At 71.0% G+C, this 19609-nt stretch carries 21 protein-coding genes; 17 read left to right on the top strand and 4 right to left on the bottom strand.

The features are described 5' to 3' along the window. Positions 1-82 precede the first annotated feature (82 nt). From ACFZA2_RS06265 to rpsN, 11 genes are all read left to right on the top strand, one after another. Positions 83-1084, top strand: a complete 1002-nt coding sequence (locus ACFZA2_RS06265; protein ID WP_391402101.1) for a metal ABC transporter solute-binding protein, Zn/Mn family — start codon at positions 83-85, stop codon at positions 1082-1084. After that, the gene (locus tag ACFZA2_RS06260; protein WP_315994227.1) at positions 1081-1896 is read left to right on the top strand and encodes a metal ABC transporter ATP-binding protein; all 816 of its coding nucleotides are present in this window, start codon (positions 1081-1083) and stop codon (positions 1894-1896) included. Before ACFZA2_RS06265 ends, ACFZA2_RS06260 begins: the two co-directional genes overlap by 4 nt. Beyond that, positions 1893-2753, top strand: a complete 861-nt coding sequence (locus ACFZA2_RS06255; RefSeq protein ID WP_363388624.1) for a metal ABC transporter permease — start codon at positions 1893-1895, stop codon at positions 2751-2753. Before ACFZA2_RS06260 ends, ACFZA2_RS06255 begins: the two co-directional genes overlap by 4 nt. A gap of 41 nt (positions 2754-2794) precedes the next feature. Continuing rightward, positions 2795-3208, top strand: a complete 414-nt coding sequence (locus ACFZA2_RS06250; RefSeq protein ID WP_076673009.1) for a Fur family transcriptional regulator — start codon at positions 2795-2797, stop codon at positions 3206-3208. Continuing rightward, a complete protein-coding gene (locus ACFZA2_RS06245; protein ID WP_315994229.1) occupies positions 3189-4238 on the top strand; it encodes a permease in 1050 nt (349 codons plus the stop codon). Before ACFZA2_RS06250 ends, ACFZA2_RS06245 begins: the two co-directional genes overlap by 20 nt. Next, positions 4231-5088 carry a DUF1980 domain-containing protein gene (locus ACFZA2_RS06240; RefSeq protein WP_391402095.1) on the top strand — a complete coding sequence of 286 codons (858 nt, stop codon included), beginning with the start codon at positions 4231-4233 and terminating at the stop codon, positions 5086-5088. Before ACFZA2_RS06245 ends, ACFZA2_RS06240 begins: the two co-directional genes overlap by 8 nt. After that, positions 5078-6502 (top strand): hypothetical protein, encoded by a 1425-nt coding sequence (locus ACFZA2_RS06235; protein WP_391402092.1) that lies wholly within the window; start codon positions 5078-5080, stop codon positions 6500-6502. Before ACFZA2_RS06240 ends, ACFZA2_RS06235 begins: the two co-directional genes overlap by 11 nt. Beyond that, the gene (locus tag ACFZA2_RS06230) at positions 6502-7179 is read left to right on the top strand and encodes a DNA-3-methyladenine glycosylase (RefSeq protein ID WP_391403397.1); all 678 of its coding nucleotides are present in this window, start codon (positions 6502-6504) and stop codon (positions 7177-7179) included. The genes ACFZA2_RS06235 and ACFZA2_RS06230 overlap by 1 nt, the downstream gene beginning before the upstream one ends. A 310-nt stretch (positions 7180-7489) precedes the next feature. Then, a complete protein-coding gene (gene rpmB / locus ACFZA2_RS06225) occupies positions 7490-7726 on the top strand; it encodes a 50S ribosomal protein L28 (RefSeq protein WP_055832508.1) in 237 nt (78 codons plus the stop codon). Continuing rightward, complete coding sequence (gene rpmG / locus ACFZA2_RS06220; RefSeq protein ID WP_013584775.1) at positions 7726-7896, top strand: 50S ribosomal protein L33; 171 nt, start codon at positions 7726-7728, stop codon at positions 7894-7896. The genes rpmB and rpmG overlap by 1 nt, the downstream gene beginning before the upstream one ends. Positions 7897-7900: 4 nt before the next feature. Then, positions 7901-8206 (top strand): 30S ribosomal protein S14, encoded by a 306-nt coding sequence (gene rpsN, locus ACFZA2_RS06215; protein ID WP_022878196.1) that lies wholly within the window; start codon positions 7901-7903, stop codon positions 8204-8206. 58 nt (positions 8207-8264) lie between these two features. Here rpsN and ACFZA2_RS06210 read toward each other — a convergent pair whose 3' ends face one another. After that, entirely contained in the window at positions 8265-9530 is a 1266-nt protein-coding gene (locus ACFZA2_RS06210) for a hypothetical protein (protein WP_391402085.1), read from the bottom strand. A gap of 616 nt (positions 9531-10146) precedes the next feature. Here ACFZA2_RS06210 and ACFZA2_RS06205 point away from each other — a divergent pair. Further along, the gene (locus ACFZA2_RS06205; protein ID WP_013584778.1) at positions 10147-10434 is read left to right on the top strand and encodes an HU family DNA-binding protein; all 288 of its coding nucleotides are present in this window, start codon (positions 10147-10149) and stop codon (positions 10432-10434) included. A gap of 77 nt (positions 10435-10511) precedes the next feature. Next, positions 10512-12497: a cytochrome c oxidase assembly protein gene (locus ACFZA2_RS06200; protein WP_391402081.1), complete on the top strand. Its 1986-nt coding sequence runs from the start codon at positions 10512-10514 to the stop codon at positions 12495-12497. 33 nt (positions 12498-12530) lie between these two features. Here ACFZA2_RS06200 and ACFZA2_RS06195 read toward each other — a convergent pair whose 3' ends face one another. Next, on the bottom strand, positions 12531-13610 hold the full coding sequence (locus ACFZA2_RS06195; RefSeq protein WP_391402078.1) for a hypothetical protein: 1080 nt from the start codon (positions 13608-13610) through the stop codon (positions 12531-12533). A 42-nt stretch (positions 13611-13652) separates the two neighbouring features. Further along, positions 13653-14531: an NAD(P)/FAD-dependent oxidoreductase gene (locus ACFZA2_RS06190; RefSeq protein WP_391402075.1), complete on the bottom strand. Its 879-nt coding sequence runs from the start codon at positions 14529-14531 to the stop codon at positions 13653-13655. 6 nt (positions 14532-14537) lie between these two features. Here ACFZA2_RS06190 and ACFZA2_RS06185 point away from each other — a divergent pair, with 6 nt between their 5' ends. Next, positions 14538-15065: a MerR family transcriptional regulator gene (locus tag ACFZA2_RS06185; protein ID WP_391402072.1), complete on the top strand. Its 528-nt coding sequence runs from the start codon at positions 14538-14540 to the stop codon at positions 15063-15065. Between the two features lie 81 nt (positions 15066-15146). Further along, positions 15147-16520, top strand: coding sequence for a DEAD/DEAH box helicase (locus ACFZA2_RS06180; protein WP_363388647.1), 1374 nt, complete (start codon positions 15147-15149; stop codon positions 16518-16520). Positions 16521-16523: 3 nt separating this feature from the next. Here ACFZA2_RS06180 and ACFZA2_RS06175 read toward each other — a convergent pair whose 3' ends face one another. Then, a complete protein-coding gene (locus ACFZA2_RS06175) occupies positions 16524-17177 on the bottom strand; it encodes a biliverdin-producing heme oxygenase (protein WP_363577187.1) in 654 nt (217 codons plus the stop codon). Positions 17178-17364: 187 nt separating this feature from the next. Between ACFZA2_RS06175 and ACFZA2_RS06170 the strand changes: the two genes are divergently transcribed. Together ACFZA2_RS06170 and ACFZA2_RS06165 are read left to right on the top strand one after the other, a co-directional pair. Further along, positions 17365-18636 carry a serine hydrolase domain-containing protein gene (locus tag ACFZA2_RS06170; protein ID WP_391402068.1) on the top strand — a complete coding sequence of 424 codons (1272 nt, stop codon included), beginning with the start codon at positions 17365-17367 and terminating at the stop codon, positions 18634-18636. Positions 18637-18643: 7 nt separating this feature from the next. Further along, entirely contained in the window at positions 18644-19552 is a 909-nt protein-coding gene (locus ACFZA2_RS06165; protein ID WP_315994240.1) for an EamA family transporter, read from the top strand. Positions 19553-19609 lie beyond the last annotated feature (57 nt).

Genomic DNA, 19609 nt, shown 5'->3' with positions numbered 1-19609 from the left:
GTCGCCGACGCGGTTCCTGAAAAGCCGCTATGGCCTCGCCCCTGAGTTTGAGAACGATTATCAGCAGCGATACGGTGTCTTCATGACCCGTCGTCTTCTCGCCCCCGTCGTCCTCGGTGCGGCCTCCGTGCTCGCCCTCGCCGGTTGCGCCGGCACCTCGACCTCGACCGGCTCGACCTCCGACTCCGGCGGCAAGGTCACCGTCGTGGCATCCACCGACGTCTACGGCTCGATCGCCGAGGCCGTCGGCGGCGACTTCGTCGACGTGCAGTCGATCATCACCTCGTCGTCGCAAGACCCCCACGAGTACGAGGCGAGTGCGCAAGACCAGCTCACGCTGAAGAACGCGGGGCTCGTGATCGAGAACGGCGCGGGCTACGACGCCTTCATGGAGTCGCTCATCGAGGCCAGCGGCACCTCGGCTCCCGTGCTCACGGCGGTCGAGTACAACCACGACTACCCCGGCACCGAGGGGCACGACGACAGCGCCACCCCGGCGCCGAGCGAGAGCGCCGACGACCACGCGCACGACGAGGGCGACGGCCACGACCACATCGAGGGCTTCAACGAGCACGTCTGGTACGACCCGCACACGATCGAAGACCTCACCGCGGCCATCGCGGAAGAGCTCGGTACGCTCGCGCCCGACCACGCCGACGACTTCACCGCCAACGCTCAGGCGTTCACCCAGCAGATCGCCGGGCTCGAGGACTCCCTCTCCCAGATCGAGGCGAAGGATGCTGGGGCGAAGGTGTTCGTGACCGAGCCGGTGCCGGTCTACCTCATCGAGGCGGCGGGGCTCGACAACGCGACCCCGAACGAGTTCAGCGAGTCGGTCGAGGAGGGCCAGGACGTCCCCCCGGCGACGCTTCTGGAATCGCTGCAGCTGATCGATTCGGGTGAGGTCCGCGTGATGATCGTCAACCCGCAGACCGGCGGCGCCGAGACGACGCAGGTCGAGGACGAGGCGAAGGCGAAGAACATCCCGGTGATCGAATTCACGGAAACGCTCCCGGAGGGTCAGACTTACATCTCGTGGATGCAGAGCAACATCACGGCGCTGAGCGACGCGCTGGGCGCGTGAGCGCAGCGGCCCCGCTGCGCATCCACGGCGCCGCCCTCGAGAGGGGCGGACGAGAGCTCTGGGCCGGGCTCGACCTCGAGGTCGAGCCCGGCGAGCTCGTCGCCGTCCTCGGGCCCAGCGGCTCGGGCAAGACCACCCTGCTGCGCGCGATCCTCGGACTCGAGCGGCTGAGCGCCGGCTCGATCGAGGCGCTGGGCGCGCCGGTGCGCCGCGCCGGCAACCGTCGCATCGGCTACATCCCCCAGCAGCGGCCGCTCCCGCGCGAGACGCCGCTGCGCGGGCGCGACATCGTGGGTCTCGGCGTCGACGGACACCGGCTCGGCCTGCCGCTGTCGCGCAAGAAGGACCGTGCCCGCGTCGACGAGCTGCTCGAGGCCGTCGGGGCGACCGCGTTCGCCGACCGCCCGGTCGGGCTGCTCTCCGGCGGCGAGCAGCAACGGCTGCGCGTGGGCCAGGCCCTCGCCGACGACCCCGCCCTGCTGCTGTGCGATGAGCCGCTCACGAGTCTCGACCTCGCCAACCAGCAGGCCGTCGTCCGCCTCATCGACCGTCACCGACGCGAACGCGACGCCGCCGTGCTCCTGGTCACCCACGACATCAATCCGGTGCTGTCGAGGGTCGACCGCATCCTCTACATCGCCCACGGTCGCTTCACGCTCGGCACCCCCGACGAGGTGCTCACGACCGAGACGCTGAGCGCGCTCTACGGCGCCCCGGTCTACGTGGTGCGGGCGGGCGACCAGCTCATCGTCGTCGGAGCTCCGGATGCCGACGACTCCCACCACCATCACCACGACGAGGACGACGCATGAACTGGTCCGACGTCGGCGACGCCCTGTTCGGCGGGGTGAGCCAGTACGGCGCCATTCTCGAGCTGGTGCAGAACTCCGTCTACGCCGGTGCCGTCCTGGGCCTCGTGGGCGGACTCATCGGCGTCTTCGTGATGCAGCGCGACATGGCCTTCGCCGTGCACGGCATCAGCGAGCTCTCCTTCGCCGGCGCCGCGGTCGCGCTGCTGATCGGCGTCGACGTCGTGTCGGGGTCGATCGTCGGCTCCCTGATCGCGGCTGCGCTCATCGGCCTGCTCGGGGCCCGCGCGCGCGACCGCAACTCGATCATCGGCGTGCTCATGCCGTTCGGCCTGGGCGTCGGCATCCTGTGCCTGTCGCTCTACAACGGGCGCAGCGCGACGCGGTTCAGCCTGCTGACCGGCCAGATCGTGTCGGTGCAGAGCGGACAGCTCGGGTGGCTGGTCGTCATCGGCGTCGCGGTGCTCGTCGCGCTGCTGCTGATCTGGCGCCCGCTGCGCTTCGACTCACTCGACCCGCAATCGGCCGCCGCCCGCGGCGTCCCCACGACCGCCGTGTCGTTGGGATTCATGCTGCTGCTCGGGTTGATCGTCGCCGTCGCGGTGCACATCATCGGCGCCCTGCTCGTGATGGCGCTGCTGGTCACCCCCGCCGCGGCCGCCATGCGGGTGGCATCCGGGCCCCTGTCGGTGCCGGTGCTCGCGGCGCTGTTCGGATTCGTCTCGGCGGTGGGCGGGGTGCTGCTCGCGGTCGCGGGCACGCTGCCGGTGAGCCCGTACATCACCACGATCTCGTTCGCGATCTACCTCGTGTGCCGCGTGATCGGTGCGCGCCGCGATCGCACGACCCGTGCGCTATAGCACCCAGCCGATTCACCGAACCCCTCGCTAGACTCGCCGGCATGGTCCAGCGCAACACGTGGCAGCGCGAGCGCGTGCGCGAAGCCCTCTCCGGAGCCGGCGGCTTCGTCAGCGCGCAGTCGCTGCATGCGACCCTGCGCGACGAGAACACCGGCATCGGACTGGCCACCGTCTACCGCACCCTCGCCGGCCTCGCCGCCCGAGGCGATGCGGATTCGCTGCAGAGTCCCGATGGCGAGAACCTGTTCCGCGCGTGCGAGACCCGCGGTCACCATCACCACCTCATCTGCCGATCGTGCGGCAAGGCCGTCGAGATCGCGGCGACCGACGTCGAGGAGTGGGCCCAGCGCACGGCGGCCCAACACGGCTTCAGCGAGGCCGAGCACGTCGTCGACATCTTCGGCATCTGCACCGACTGCGCCCGCGCCCGGGCTCGTGAGCGTGGCGACGAGTAGTCGCACCGCGCCGTCCACCCGTCGGCGCTCCGCCGCCCCCCGCTCGGGCGGCTCCCGCACCCTCGTCGCGCTCGGCCTGGGTGTCGTCGTGGTCACCGCGCTGTTCCTCGTCGACGCGCTCGCGCCCACCTTCTTCTCACAGCCCCTGCCCACCCGCGCGCAGGACGGCCTGACCCTCGCGCTGAGCGTGCTCATCGAGTCGTTGCCGTTCGTCATCCTGGGCGTGGTGCTCTCGATCATCGTCCAGGTCTGGGTGCCGCCGGGGGCGATCGAGAGATGGATGCCGCGCGCGCCGTGGGCGCGCCGGGCGGTGCTGTCGCTGCTGGGCATGTTCATCCCCGTGTGCGAGTGCGGAAACGTGCCCTTCGCCCGCGGACTGCTCATGCGCGGCTTCGGGGTGAGCGACACCCTCACCTTCCTCGTGGCGGCGCCGATCGTGAACCCGATCGTGATCATCTCCACGCACGCCGCGTTCGGCTTCAGCGACGGCATCCTCGTCGCGCGCCTCATCGGCGGGTACCTCGTCGCCAACCTCATCGGGTGGCTGTACAGCCGGCATCCGGATCCCGACAAGCTGCTCACGGAGCGGTTCCTCGAGACGTGCGAGATCGTCGTGCAGGAGCGCGGCGATCGCGGACGCCGCACGCTCGCCCAGTTCGTCGTCGAGCTGCGGTCGGTCATGCCGGCGCTCATCATCGGGTCGCTCCTCGCCGGGGCCGTGCAGGTGCTCGTGCCGCGGAGCGCGCTGCTGGCCATCGGCTCCGACCCCGCCCTGTCGATCGCCGCGATGATGGTGCTCGCCCTCGTCGTGTCGCTGTGCTCGAACGTCGACGCCTTCTTCGCGCTCTCGTTCGCCTCGACGTTCACCCCGGGGTCGATCGTGGCCTTCCTCGTGGTCGGCCCGATCATCGACCTGAAGATGATGGCGCTGCTGCGCACGACCTTCACGACCCGCGTCCTGGCGGGGATGACGGTGGTCGTCGTGCTGTTCGCCTTCGCGCTCGGAACGGTGGTGAACCTCCTTGTCTAGAACCGGCGCTCTCGCGACCCGCTGGCTCGGCGTGGGCCTGACCGCGTGCCTGTCGATCACCACCATCACGCTGTGGGTCACCGGCCGCATGTCGCTCTACATCAATCCGGATTCGGCCTGGTTCGCCGTCGGGATGTCGATCGTGGCCCTCGTCGGCGCGATCGCCTCGTTCGCGCTGCCGCTCGGCGCCGAAGCCGACCACGGCCACGACCACGAGCACGGGCACGCGCCGGCGGCCGCCTCCGCGCGCCGCGAGGCCTTCGCGCACGCCGACCACGAGCACAGCGACGCCCTGGACGATCACGACCACGCCGCGCACGACCACCTCGCCGCGCGCCCCCGCCTGACCCCGAGCGGGATCGCCGCGTTCACGGGAGGCGTCCTCGCCTCGGGTGCGGTGATCGCCGTGCTGCTGACCCCCGCGGCGTCGCTGTCGGCCGAGCTCGCCGTCTCGCGCGACGTGGGGGCCCCTCCGCTGTTCGCCGGATCCGACGTCGTGACCCTCGCCGCATCGGGCGACACGTCGAAATTCGGCATCGGCGACTGGTCGGCGGTCTTCGCGCACGCGACGAACCCCGAGACCTTCGACGGGAAGCCGGTCACCCTCACCGGCTTCATCACCCCGGGCGGCGACGGCGCCACGTTCGACCTCACGCGCCTGGTCATCACGCACTGCGTGATCGACGCGCAGACCGCCCGCCTGCCGATCGCCGCGGCGGTCGACGCGCCCTCGACCGGGCAGTGGGTCACGGTCACGGGCATAGTCCGCTCGAGCGGCGACGGCACGCTCGAGGTGCACGCCGACGAGGTCGCCGCGATCGACGAGCCGGCGGACCCGTATGAGTACTGACGCCCGGCGGGCGGGGGAGTCCCGACGTTCGCGTGGCCGCACGCGCCGGGGCCGCAGGTTCGCGGTCGCCTTCGCGGCGGTGCTGGTGGGCCTGGTCGTGGTCGGCGGGGTGGGCGGGATCTTCGCCGTGGCGCAGGGGCCGCGCGTCACCGACGTGCAGGTGGACCCAGCCGCTGCCGTGGCCGCCTCGGGGTCGCGCGTCATCCTCACCACCACCCAGTCGCTCGAGACGGTCGACCCCTCGCAGGTCGAGGTCGAGCCGGCGACGCCCTTCACCGTCGACACCTCGGGGCGCAGCGTGGGTGTGCGCTTCACGCTCCCGTTGCGCGACGACACCGATTACCGCATCACCGTCAACGGGGTGAACGGCCTGGGAGCCGGGCCCGCGTCGACCCTCACCGAGACCTTCCGCACGCCGCCGCTGCAGGCCTACCTGATGCAGCGCGGCACACCCGAGGGCGACACGATCTTCCGCACCGACCTGGAGGGCGAGGCCGGGCTCCCCGTCTTCGTCCACCCGCACATCGAGGACTTCCGCGCCACCGCCAACCATCTCGTGATCTCGGTGCGCGACGGTGACACCGCCCGGGTGATCGTGACCGATCCCGACGGGAAGAACGAGCGCGACATCGCCCTGCCGGGGCCGGGCTTCGTCACGAACCTGCAGTCGGCCGACCGGGGCGAGCGCATCGGCTTCACCTTCTCGGATGCCGACTTGAGTGCGGCGGGAGGACGCGAGAGCCGCCTGTTCACGGCGTCGGCCGCCGAGGACTCCCCGCCCACCGAGGTGGGGCTGAACGGGGGCGACGTGCGCATCGCCGACTACCGGTTCGTTCCCGACACCGACAGCATGCTCGTGCTCACCTTCGACTCGCGCCTCCTGCTCACCGACGCCCAGGGTGGGAACGCGGCCCCTCTCGGCAGCGCCGTGTCGATCGACGGCATCGCACGCGGATCGTCGGTGGCGATCGTCGAGCGGCTCGAGGGCATCCGCGAGATCAACCTCACCGACGGCTCCGAGCAGGGGCTCGTCGACCCCGTCGACCCGCCGGGTCTCGCGGGTCGGGCCACCCCCGTGCCGGGTGCCGGCGCGGGGACCATCCGCTCCTTCGCCGACATCAGCTCCGACGGCGTCTCGCGCTCGACCATCGTCGCGCACGTCGACACCGACGGCGCCGTGCGGCAGCTGCTCGATGTGCCGGGCACCGACACCGTGCTGCAGACCTGCGTCTCGCCGAGCGGGCGCTATGCCGCCGTGCTCATCGCCCCCCGGGCGGTCGACAACCCCTTCGACCGCTACCAGCTGCCGCTCCCGCAGCGTCTTCTCACGCACCTCGTCGAGGTCGACACCGGCCATGAGGTCGTGGCCCTGCAGGGCTTCGACCTGTCGTGGTGCCAGGTCCCGCCGCAGTGATGCGTGCGGCGACCCGCGCCGATCTCGCCGCCCTGCCGGTCGAGGTCGCTCCGCGGCTGCTCGACGCACGGCTGGAGACCGTCGTCGCGGGGGAGCGGGTCGTCGTTCGTCTCACCGAGGTCGAGGCCTATCATGGACGCGGAACGGGCGACCGTCCCGATCCGGGGTCCCACGCGCGGATGGGGCCCACGCCGCGCAACGCCACCATGTGGGGAGAGCCCGGTCACCTCTACGTCTATCTCAGCCACGGCATCCATTCCTGCGTCAACGTGGTGTGCGGGCCCGACGGCGTGGCCGGCGGAGTGCTGCTGCGCGGCGGCGAGATCGTCGAGGGTGCGGACGTCGCCGAGCGGCGCCGTCTCGAACGTCGGGGCGCGGTGCGCACGCCCCGCGACCTCGCGCGGGGTCCCGGTCGTCTCGGCGACGCCGTGGGGCTCCGGCATCCCCTCCACGACGGCATCGACGCGGTCACGGGGGAGGAGCGCGCCGGGGCGCGGGCGCGCCTGTACCTGCCCGAGACGCCGCCGACGGCCGTGGCGACCGGACCGCGCGTGGGCGTGGCCGGCATCGCCGGTACCGATGCGTTCCCCTGGCGCTTCTGGATCGAGGGGGATGCCACCGTCTCGGCCTTCCGCTGGGGGCGCGGGGCCGCCGAGGCGGCCGCAGGAGGCGGCTGAGCCTCTCGATGCCTCCGGTCCCTTCGACGGGCTCAAGGACCCAGGTGGGTGGGCGTGGGGTCCGGTCGTTGCGCCGGGCTCAGGGACCCGGTGAGGTGGCTGAGCCTGTCGAAGCCAGCGGCCCCGCTTCGATGACCGGGTCAGGTCAAGGCGACACGCCGTGCTAGACTGACCCCTTGTCTGCGCGCACTCCAGCACGCAGTTCGCATCCCTCCTTCTGATCCCGGCCTTCCGTCGTGTTCAGACGGGGTGCAGACAAGGGATCTTGGGTGGCACCGTCCGGTGTCACGGTACAGAAGGAGACATCACCATGGCCGCAGTGTGCCAGGTGACTGGAGCGGTTCCCGGCTTCGGTCACAACATCTCGCACTCGCACCGCCGGACGAAGCGCCGCTTCGACCCGAACGTGCAGAAGAAGACCTACTTCGTTCCGTCGCTGGGTCGCAACATCAAGCTCAACGTTTCGGCGAAGGGCATCAAGGTCATCGACGCCCGCGGCATCGAGTCCGTCGTCCGTGACCTGCAGGCGAAGGGCGTGAAGCTGTAATGGCGAAGAAGGCTCAGGACGTTCGTCCGATCATCAAGCTGCGTTCGACCGCCGGCACGGGGTACACCTACGTGACGCGCAAGAACCGCCGCAACAACCCCGACCGCATCGTGCTCAAGAAGTACGACCCCGTGGTCCGCAAGCACGTCGACTTCCGAGAGGAGCGCTAAGCACATGGCTAAGAAGAGCAAGATCGCGCGCAACGAGCAGCGCAAGGTCGTCGTCGAGCGCTACGCCGCGAAGCGCGCCGAGCTGAAGAAGACCCTGGTCGACCCGAACGCGACCGACGAGGCCCGCGAGGCCGCCCGCGTGGGCCTGCAGAAGCTGCCCCGCAACGCGTCGCCCGCGCGCGTGCGCAGCCGCGACGTCATCGACGGTCGCCCCCGCGGTGTCCTCACGAAGTTCGGCGTCTCGCGCGTCCGCTTCCGTGACATGGCCCACCGTGGCGAGCTGCCCGGTGTGACCAAGTCGTCCTGGTAAGCACCAGACACACGAACGAAGGGCGGGGTTCCGAGAGGAGCCCCGCCCTTCGTCGTTCTCACGTCAGGATGCGCCGCAGTTCGACGACCGCGGCGCTGCGCGCGCCCACGCCGAGCTTGACGTAGATCGATCGCACCTGGCTCTTCACCGTGTTCAATGACACCCCGCGAGTGCGGGCGATGTCGGCGAGGCTGGCAGGCGTCAGCAGCAGCTCCGCGAGCGCGCGTTCGGTGGGAGTGAAGCCGTGCAGCTGATCGGGCAACCGCGGCGCTTCGACCGGGGCGCCGACCGAGGCCAGGGCCGCGCGGATGTAGGCCGCGGTCTCGGCGAGCTCGGGGTGCGTCCGGACCGCGGCGTCGACGAGCTCGGCGCATTCCTCCGGGGGGAGCATGATGAACGGGGTCATCGAGTTCCCCGTGTGCGCGATGAGCAGCAGAGCCGATTCCATGCTCTGGGCGGCGCGGCGGTCGTCACCGAGGCGGTGGAACGCGATGGCCCTCCGCAGCAACAGCGGTGTCAGCGTCCGCAGGCAGTGGTCGGCATCAGAGGCCGCGCACGCTTCGGTCTCCGCGAGTATCTCGCGCTCTCGTCCGAGGAGCAGCAGTGCCCCGCCGCGCTGCATGGCGAAGCAGATGCCGTGCCCCTCCGGGCTCTTCGCGGTCGAGAGCGAGGCGAGCGACTCGGCGTACTGCCCCTGCGCGAGCATGATGTCGGAGCGGATGCAGAGCAGGAAGTCGCGGATGAAGCGGTGGCTCATGCTGCGTTCGCTCCCGTGCAGCAGCTGCTGGCAGGCGGCGAGACCGGCGGCGTGCTCGCCGTGGATGAGCTGGCCCATCGCGTCGATCGCCCGGGCCGAGTATCTCGAATACGGGTCCGTCGGGTGCACGCGCTCGAGCTCTCGTGCCACCCCACGCAAACGCAGATGGTCCATGCGGGCGGCCGCCACCAACGAGTCGGCGAGCAGCAGAAGGTACGACGACTCCTCCTCGGCCCACCCGCCTGTTCGGAACAGCGCGGAGGCGGCATCCATGACGGGGTCGGCGGAGGTGTACTCCCCGTTGAGGGCGAACCCCAGCGCCGTCACCGTGAGGGCGTAGAAGCGCGTCGCGTCGCTGTCGGCGAAGAGCTGAGCCTCACGGCCGAAGCGCACCGCGACCTGCGGCAGCCCGACGGCGCACAGGTACTCGCCGGCGCCGGCCAGGAGGACCGCGCGCGCCTCCATCGACAGCGAGGCCGGTCGGATCAGCCGGGTGCCGTCGAAGTAGCGCCAGACGAGGGCGGCGCCGTCGCCGAGGGCGTCGCGCCGGGCGCGGGCCGCGAACATGGCCGACAGCGCGAGCGCTCGAATCGGCCCAGACGCGGGGAGACGCCGGGGCTTCGACCTCCGACAGGAGGGAGAGGTGGCGCGGATCGGGGAGACCGTGCCCCGGTGCGAGGCGCAACGCGGTGGCGTTCACGGCGGCGCGCAGTGCGGCGCGCGCATCGATGGACGTCTGCGTGCTCGGCATCCCCACACCCCCGGGCTCAGCTCACCCGACACCTTCATCCGATCGCGCGGTGGCTTCCGCGGATTCGGTCGCTGACATCGTACTTCGCACGTTCCACAGCGAATCCGGGTGAGTCGTGAGCGCTCGGGGCGGGCCCGATGGTTCGCACCACAGTTCACCCGAGGAGGTCTGCGGGGTCGCCTCGTCCGTGACGGGGACGGCCTGGCCGCGGCATCGACCGGCTGCGCTCGACGTCGTCGACCGGCCTCCCGCCGTCTGTCGGGAGCCGAACGACGGCGACACGCCGTGCAGATCGGGGCGAAATCCGTCAGAATCCGCGTAATTCCGCGGTTCGGTTGATACTGTCGAGGCGGTCTCCCGACCACCGAGGAGGATTCCTCCTCGTCCGCGTAACGAGAGGCGACATCCGTCGTCGCCTGGAGGACAAACCACATGGCCGACAAGTCCATCACCAAGACCGAGCTCGTCGCGAGCATCGCCAGCGCGACCGGGCAGAGCCAGTCCGCCGTGTCGGGCGTGCTCGACTCCCTCTTCTCCACCGTCTCCGAGGCGGTCGCCAAGGGCAGCAAGGTCTCGATCCCCGGCTGGATCGCCTTCGAGCAGGTCGCCACGTCGGCTCGCACGGGCCGCAACCCGCAGACGGGCGAGGAGATCTCCATCCCCGCCGGCAAGCGCGTCAAGGTCACCGCGGGCTCGAAGCTCAAGGCCGCCGTCAAGTAAGACGACACCGAACCATCGAAGGGGGGATGCCATCGGCATCCCCCCTTCGTCGTCCCCGAGCGACGTAGGCTGGCAAGGTGAATCCCCGACTGCTGCGCGTGGCGGGACCCGTCATCCTGATCGTGGTCTCGCTGATCGCCGTCGTCGTCGGCCTCGCGTACGGCGGGGGAGCGGCGGCACCCCAGCTCGCCGATCCCGGTCCGGTCGTGCGGTGGGGGCTCCCCATCGCCACGGTCGCCGTCAATCTCGCGGCCGCGACCATGGTCGGCTCTCTCGTGCTCGCGCTGTTCGCCCTCAAGGCCGGGGAGCGTCCTTTCGAGATCGCCCTCGACACGGCCTCGATCGGCGCCGCGGTGTTCACGGTCGCGGCCGCCGCGACCGGGTACCTGACGTTCCTCAACGTCCTGAACGCCAAGCCCACGCTCGACGCGGTGTTCGGTCAGCAGCTCGGGCGCTTCCTCGTCGAGAGCCCCGTGGGGCAGGCGTGGCTCATCACCACCATCGCCGGTGCGGTGCTCACGGTGCTGACCTTCGCCGTGCGTTCCTGGATCCCGACGATGCTCGTGGCGATCGCCGCGCTCGCATCGCTCATCCCCATGGGCACGCAGGGCCACACCGGTGCCGAGACGAGCCACGACGCGGCGGTCACCTCCCTCGTGCTGCACATCGTCGCCGCCGCCGTCTGGCTCGGCGGCCTCGTGCTCCTCGTCGTGCTGCGTCCCGCGATGACGCGGCCGCAGCTGCAGACGACGCTGCTGCGCTATTCGTCGCTCGCCCTCGTCGCGTTCATCGTCGTCGCGATCTCGGGCACCGTCCGCGCCTCGATCGGCCTCCAGGGCCTGCAGAACCTGTGGTCGGCCTACGGCGTGCTCGTGCTGGTGAAGGTCGGTGCCCTGATCGCGATGGGCGTGCTCGGCGCGTGGTATCGCCGTCGCCTCATCTCGCGCATGGCCGACGAGCCCGGTTCGCGTCGCTTCTGGGGTGTCGTCTCTCTCGAGCTGGTGTTCATGGGCGTCGCCAGCGGCGTCGCCGCCGCCCTGGCCCGCACCCCTCCACCGGGGGAGGCGTCGCTGGTCGGCACCTCGCCCGCCGAGGTGCTGACCGGCAGCCCGCTGCCGCCCGACCTGACCCTCGAGCGCTGGTTCACCGCGTACAACGTCGACCTGCTGTGGACGCTCGTCGTGGTGGGCGGGTTGTTCTTCTATCTCGCCGGTGTCTGGCGGCTCCTGCGGCGCGGCGATTCATGGCCGATCTGCCGCACGGTGCTGTGGTGCCTGGGCATGTTCGGGGTGTTCTGGGTGACCTCGGGACCGGTGAACGTCTACCAGGACTATCTGTTCAGCATGCACATGATCGGGCACATGCTGCTGTCGATGGCGATCCCGCTCATGCTGGTCGCCGGGGCGCCCGTCTCGCTCGCGGCTCGCGCCATCCGCAAGCGCGACGACGGCACCCGCGGCGGCCGCGAGTGGATCCTGTGGGCCGTGCACAACCCGGTCGCGAAGGTGCTGACCAACCCCTACGTGGCGGCAGGCCTGTTCATCGGGTCGCTGTGGGCGTTCTACTACACCGACCTCTTCCGCTGGTCGCTGTACGACCACGTCGGGCACATCTGGATGGTCGCGCACTTCCTGGTGGTCGGGTACCTGTTCGTGCTCAGCCTCATCGGCATCGACCCCGTCCCGTACCGGCTGCCCTACCCGATGCGCCTGCTCGTGCTCATCGCCGTCATGGCCATGCACGCGTTCTTCGGCATCGCCATCATGATGAACTCCGGTCTCATGGTCGCGGAGTGGTTCGGCGCGATGGGACGCACGTGGGGAGCGACCCCGTTGCAGGACCAGTACGTCGGCGGCGGCGTCGCCTGGTCGGTCGGCGAGATCCCGACGCTCATCCTCGCTATCGCGGTGGCCATCCAGTGGAGTCGCAGCGACGAGCGCCAGCAGCGCCGTCGCGACCGCCACGTCGATCGCGTGGGCGACCTGGAACTCGACGCCTACAACGAAGAGCTCGCCCGCCTCGCGGAGCGCGACGCGCGGGTGGCCGCGCGCGGCCGCAACTGATCCGCCGCCTGGCGCGACGGGAGCCGATCCGCCTCAGTCGGAGGAACCGCCGACGAGGATCGACGCGGTGCCGTCGGGGAGCACGGTGATCTGACCGTCGACGCGGAACGGTACGTCCTCCTCCACCGTGCGGACGCTGCCGTCGAAGATCGAGCGGATCTCGACGTCGATGTGCGCGACGGCCTTGGCCGAGGGGATCCGCCATCCGGCACCGTCGGGAACCACGGTCACGACCGGCTGTTCGACGATCGACCACGTCGGCGCCCCGTCGATGCGGTTGCGCACGGTGAAACCGAAGGGGCACCCGGTGGGCTGCAGCACCTTCTGCTCGGCGCAGGCGGTGAGGAATCCTTCGACGCGATCCTGAACGACGCCGATGAAGTCCTCGGTCGGCTCGGCCTGCACCTCGACCGGGATGCCGACGAGCGGCGCGTCGGCGAGCACGGCGACCCCCGGGGTCGCCGAGATCGCGGTGTCGACGGCGACGGAGTAGAGACCGGGTGAGAACACCAGCAGGGGCACGTCGGCGGACGGGTCGGCATCCGCCCCGTCGATGGAGACCTGCCGCTTATCGACCTCGAAGCCGTTCACCGAGAAGCGCATCGACCCCCCGACGTTCAGTTCCATGACCGACAGGGGACTGCGGGCGAACCGCCAGCGGGGGAGCACGCCTTCCCCGGGGTCGTGCTCGATCGCGAACGTCGTCGTGCCGGAGTACCCGCCGGCCGTGTAGGACACCGTGACTCGCGCTTGGTCTCCGTCGACCGTCTCGTCGGTGACGGTGGCATCCGTCACGGTCGTCAGAGCCTCGGGGCGCAGCAGCGCCTCGGATGCCGTGGCCGGGAGTCCGCGCGCCTCCAGTTCGGCGGAGTCCACGGCGACACCCGGCACCGCCAACGCCTCGGCCGTGCGGTGCTCCTGCAGCAGCTCGAGATAGTGCAGCACGAAGGCGCGCGGGCTGTAGAACTCCCGATAGAGCGAGGCGGCCCCCGCGCCGAGGGCGGCGACCAGGAGGACGGCGATCAGGATCATCGCGGGGATCTCACGGCGCAGGCGCGTGCGCGCACCGCTGACGCCCCTGGGCGTCGCGGGGCCCCCGCCTGCGTTGTCCACGCCTCCAGTGTAGGAAGCGCGCCTGGGCAGGTGCCGCGCGCGTTACGGTGCGACCAGCGATTGCACCACGGCGACCGCCGCGAGCTGCCCTCCGGCGATCGCCGCCGCCAGCGAGAAGAGGGGCCCGGGCAGGTGGTCGGGCTGCGCGATGTCGCCCACGGCGTACACGCCCTCGACGCTCGTGCGGCCGAACGGGTCGGCGCGGACGGCGCCGGAGTCCTGGCGCTGCACGCCGATCCGCTCGAGGAGATCGCCGCGCGGCCGCCAGGTCGGGGCGACGAACGCTCCCGCGACCTCGAGCGCGGAGCCGTCGTCCAAGTCGAGCCGCAGGCCCTCCGGTCGTCCGACGACCTCGCGCACGGCGGCGGGGTCGACGACGTGGACCTCGGATGCCACGGGCTCGAGCATGCGGGCGAGAGCCGACGCGTGATCGGACCCGTTCACGACGGCGACCGGGCGCCCCGCGAACTCGTGGCCGTGGCAGAACGGGCAGTTGGCGACGGTGTCGCCCCAGTGCTCCGCGAGACCCGGGATCGCGGGGAGCTCGTCGGCGACCCCCGTCGCGACGATCACGGCGTGCGTCCGGTGCTCCTCACCGTCGACGACGACCCGCAGGGCGCCCTCGACCGAGGCGATGTCGGTGGCTACGGCATCCCTCGTCTCGACCGTGTCGTAGGCGGCGATCTCGGCGCGGGCGAGCCGCCGGAGCTCGCCGGGGTCGCGGCCGTCGTTGGTGAGCAGGTTGTGGGCGTGGCGCACGGTGGCGTTGCGGTACTCGCCCGAGTCCAGCAGCAGGGTGCGGCGGTGCATGCGCCCCAGGGTCAGGGCCGCCTGCAGTCCCGCGGGGCCGCCTCCGATGATGATCGCGTCGTACACGATGAGCTCCTTCCGCTTGCGTTCGGATCCATCGTGTGACTTCATGTCGACATGAAGTCAAGCGGCGAATCCATCGGCGACACGGCGGCGCGGTTCGGGCTCGACACCCACGTGCTCCGCCACTGGGAGGACGAGCGCCTGCTCGAACCCGCGCGCGACGCAGCGGGACGGCGCCGCTTCGACGAGGACGACATCGTGCGCATCGCCGTGATCCTGCGCAACAAGGCGGCGGGACTCTCGCTCGAGCAGATCCGAGTGCTGCTCGACGAGGGAGCGCCCGACCGGCACCGGGTGCTCGAGGAGCACATCGCCGAGCTCGACCGTCGCGCCGCCGAGATCGCCCAGGCGCGCGCGATGACCGAGCACGCTCTGCGGTGCCGTTCGCACGACATCACGCACTGCCCCCGGTTCCGCAGTCACGTCGGCGACGTGCTGTCGGGACAGGCGCGCTGGCTCCTCGGCCGAACGGAGCCGATGGGCGGGCCCGTCGGCCGCACCGAGCCCGCGGGCGGCCCGGCCGTCGACGCCGGGCCCGCGGGCGGCCCCGGCGCCGTGGCATCCGGATCCGCTCCGGCGTGAACGCGGCGGACGCGCGGGCGCGCGACGGCCGTGTTCCACACCGCGCCCGCCGCCGCGCGCGGCGCGAACTAGCATGAACCGGTGACCACGCCGCCCCTCTCCGCCGAGCAGCAGGCGCTGTTCCGGCTGATCGAGGACACCCGCGAGCACGTCTTCGTCACCGGTCGCGCCGGCACCGGCAAGTCGACGCTGCTGCAGCACCTGGCATGGAACACCAAGAAGCAGATCGCGGTCTGCGCGCCCACCGGGGTGGCGGCGCTGAACGTCGAGGGCCAGACCATCCACTCGCTGTTCCGCCTGCCGATCGGTCTCATCGCGAACGGCGACATCGACCAGAACGACGCCACCCGCAAGATCCTCAACGCGATCGACACGCTCGTCATCGACGAGATCTCGATGGTCAACGCCGACCTGATGGATGCCATCGACCGCTCGCTCCGGCAGGCTCGCGGGCGTCGATCGGAGCCGTTCGGGGGCACGCAGATCGTCATGTTCGGCGATCCCTACCAGCTGGCGCCCGTGCCGCCGCGGGGCGATGAGGCGCGTTACATCCAGGACCACTACCGCTCGTTCTGGTTCTTCGACGCCAAGGTCTGGTCCGGCGAGGCCGCCACCGACGGGCTGATCGACATCGGCCGGCACGGCGCCGACCTGCACGTCAACGAGCTCGTCGAGATCCACCGGCAGTCGGACCCCGGGTTCAAGCAGCTGCTCAACGCGGTGCGCTACGGACGCGTGACGGCCGAGATGGCCGGCATCCTGAACACCGCCGGTGCCCGCACGCCGCCGCACCCGGCCGACGGCGAGCACCCGATCATCACGCTCGCCACCCGCAACGACCGTGTCAACACCATCAACCGCAAGCACCTCGACGAGCTCATCGGGCGCACGCAGACGGCGAACGCCGAGATCTCGGGCGACTTCGGCCGCGGCGAGGCGAACTACCCCGCCGAGATGGAGCTCACGCTGAAGGTCGGCGCTCAGGTGATGTTCCTGCGCAACGACGGCGCGCAGTTCGGCGAGGCCCCCCGGTGGGTCAACGGCACGATCGGCACCGTGACCCGCATCGCGGGCGACAGTGTGCGCGTCGAGGTCGACGGCGTCGAGCACGACGTCGAGCCCGCGGTCTGGGAGAGGTACCGCTATGCGTACGACCCGGGCACCAAGAACCTCTCGCGGGAGATCGTCGCGGAGTTCACGCAGTTCCCGCTGCGTCTCGCCTGGGCCGTGACCATCCACAAGTCCCAGGGCAAGACGTACGACCGGGCCGTCGTCGATCTGGGCGCCGGCGCGTTCGCCCCCGGGCAGACGTACGTCGCCCTCAGCCGCCTCACCTCGCTCGACGGGCTCTACCTGTCGCGGTCGCTGCGCCCGAGCGACATCCGCGTCGACGAAGACGTCCGGCGGTTCATGAAGCAGGCGTGGCTGTCGCGCCAGGAGGCGGCGAAGGCGTGAGCCTCAGGCGACGTGCGCGCTCTTGGCCCGCGTGAGGTCGGCGAAGAGCTCCGTCGTGAACCGATAGGCGACCAGCACCTCGGCGATCACCCGCTCCTTCTCGTCGTCGTCCCAGGGGGCGGTGTCGAGCTGTTCGCGGTAGACGCTCTTGAAGGCGCGGGGGTCGGCGATGTCGCCGAAGAGCAGGAATCCGATGCCGTTGGTCTCGAAGCCGAAGCGGCGCTGCATGAGACGGCCGATCGACGGTCCGCCCGAGAGGTCGCCGAGCAGGCGCGTGTAGTGGTGCGCCACGAAACCGCCCGGCCAGGTCGCGGCGACGCGGCGGATGCGCGACACGTAGGCCTGCGTCGTCGGCAGGGGGCGGATGCTCTCGCGCCACTCCGGTCCGATGAGGAACGCCAGATCCGCCTCGAGCGCGGGCAGTCGCGAGGTGCGATCGCGGAGGAAGACGGATGCCACCGGGTCGAGGCGCATGCGCACGGCTGCGTCTTCGAGGGCCGCGTAGATGAACCAGTGCTGGGCGATGAGGGCGATGTAGTCGTCGCGGGTGCCGGCGCCGGTGAGCAGGTCGGTCATGAACCCGTCGCACTCGCTCGAGGAGTGCGCGCTGCTGGAGCGTTCGCGCAGGGCGAGGGAGAACGGGACCACGGCGTTCATGCGGCCATCATACGCACTCACTTAGGCTGACCTAACCCCTAAGACGGCCCGAGTTTCCTTCGAACGACGGAGTCGTGATGCAGACGTGACGGGCGGGCGGTGCAAGGGGCGATTGCGCTCAGGTGCCGTGTGTTTGAATCGAGGGAGCGTACGCGTGTCTGCGTGCGGAAGTGCTGGGGGTATCCACATGGCGAGATGGCGTCGTTCCGCGGCCATCGCGATCGCGAGCGCGGGAGCACTGGCGCTCGCGCTGAGTGGCTGCACGCCGCAGCAGTCGGTGTCGATCGACGTCCCGGCGCAGGTCGACGCGCCTCTGCCCGAGGCTACGGTCGCAGAACTGCAGGATGCCGTCACCTCGGCCATGACGGCGACGGGCTCGACCGGAGCGATCGTCGGGGTGTGGGCGCCGTGGAGCGGCACGTGGGTCTCCGGCGTGGGAACGCAGGGCCCCGGGGGCGCGGAGGTCACCAGCGACCTCTCCTTCCGCGCCGCGGAGGTGACGGGCGCGATGACCTGCGACATCCTGTATGGTCTCGCGGCCGACGGGACCGTCGCGATGAGCGACCCGATCAACAAGTGGGTCAGCAACCTTCCCGGCTACGACGACATCACCCTGCGCGAGCTGTGCGACGGAACGTCGGGACTCGCGTCGTACACCGCCACTCTCGAGGCGACGGTGCTCGCCAACCCCGACCGCGTGTGGAACCCGCGCGAACTCCTGGCCTACGGCATCGCGCGCCCGCGCCTGAACGCGCCCGGAGACGCCTACGGAACCTCGGCGACCAACTACCTCATCGCCGGTCTCGCAGCCGAGCGGGCGACGAACGAGACGCTCTCCACCCTGATCGCTGAGCGCGTGACGCAGCCGCTCGGCCTCTCGTCGACGTCGCTGCCGGCGCCCGCCCCGGCGACCCCCGGCCCGTCCTCGCTGCCGGGGTACTGGTCGCAGCCGAATGCCGAGGGCGCGTGGAACTGCACCGACCCGGCCGAGTTCACCGAGATGTCGTCGAGCTACGGTGGCGCGGCCGCGGGGGCCGTCACCTCCATCGGCGATCTCGGTCGATACGCCCAGGCGCTCGCCACCAAGGCTCTCCTGCCCGCCGACAGCGACCGCTTCGCCGCCCCCGTGCCCGTGGGCCCCGACCAGCCGTCGTGGTTCACCGCCGCCGGCGGCACGTTCCAGGCGGGTTCGCTCATCGGGCAGTTTGGGTGGACGCCGGGTTACATGACTGCCGCCTTCGCCGATCCCCAGACCGGCATGTCGGTCGCGGTGGTGCTGAACAACTCGGGGGGCAACAAGCTCACCAGCGCGTGGCTGGCGTGGGAACTCGCGGCGATCGCCTCGAAGGCGCCCGCCGCGCAGGGACAGACGTTGCCCGAGGCGGGCCTGCCGTGGACGGCCGAGCAGATGCGCGACAACATCGCCCAGAACGCGATCTGCGCACCTCCCGCCTCGTGACCGGACGATGAGCGCGCGCGGCGGACAGGGCTCGGCCGCCGCTCTCGTGTTCGTCGGCCTGGCCTGCCAGGAGGTGGGCGCGTCGTTCGCGGTGATGCTCTTCCCCCAGACCGGGCCGCTCGGCATCGTCATGCTGCGCCTGGTCTTCTCGGCGCTGCTGCTGCTCGCGATCGCGCGCCCGCGCCTGCGGGGGCACACGGGCGTCGCCTGGCGGTCGGTGGTGGTGTTCGGCGTGGTGCTGGCATCCATGAACGGGCTGTTCTACCTCGCCCTGGAGAGGCTCCCGTTGGGTGTCACCGTGACGATCGAGGTGCTCGGGCCGCTCACGCTCTCGATTCTGACCGCGACGGGGGCCGCCCGGTGGCTGTGGGCGGGGCTCGCACTGGCCGGAGTGGTCGCGCTCGGCGCCGGCGGATGGGACCGCCTCGACGCCCTCGGCGTGGTCTTCGCTCTCGGCGCCGCGGTCAGCTGGGCCCTGTACATCCTGTCGTCGGCGCGCGTGGGGCGACAGTTCCCGCGTCTGGACGGCCTCGCGCTCGCGATGGCGGTCGGCGCGTGCCTGGCGCTGCCCTTCGGCCTCTGGCAGGCGGGGCCCGCGCTGCTGCGCGCGGACATCCTCGCCCTCGGGGCCGCCGTCGCGCTGCTGTCGTCGACCATCCCCTACGCGCTCGAACTGGTCGCCCTGCGCCGCCTGCCGGCGTCGGCGTTCGCGATCATGATGAGCCTCGGCCCCGCGACGGCCTCGATCGCCGGCTTCGCGCTGCTCGGTCAGAAGCTGTCGCTGCTCGAAGTGGCCGGTATCGCCCTGGTCATCGCGGCCAGCATCGGCGCGGTGCTCGCTGCGGCGCGGCGCGGCGCGGGGTCGCGGCATCCCGGGCCCGACGCCGAGGAGCCGCTCAGCGAGCCCGTCGGCTGACCGGGCGAAGGGGATGCCATGGCCCCGCCCTCGGCGCAAGGGGGCCGTCGCGCGCCC

The sequence above is a fragment of the Microbacterium sp. NPDC007973 genome (assembly GCF_042958465.1).
GTDB lineage: Bacteria > Actinomycetota > Actinomycetes > Actinomycetales > Microbacteriaceae > Microbacterium > Microbacterium galbum.
This window is presented reverse-complemented; position numbering and strand designations above follow the sequence as displayed.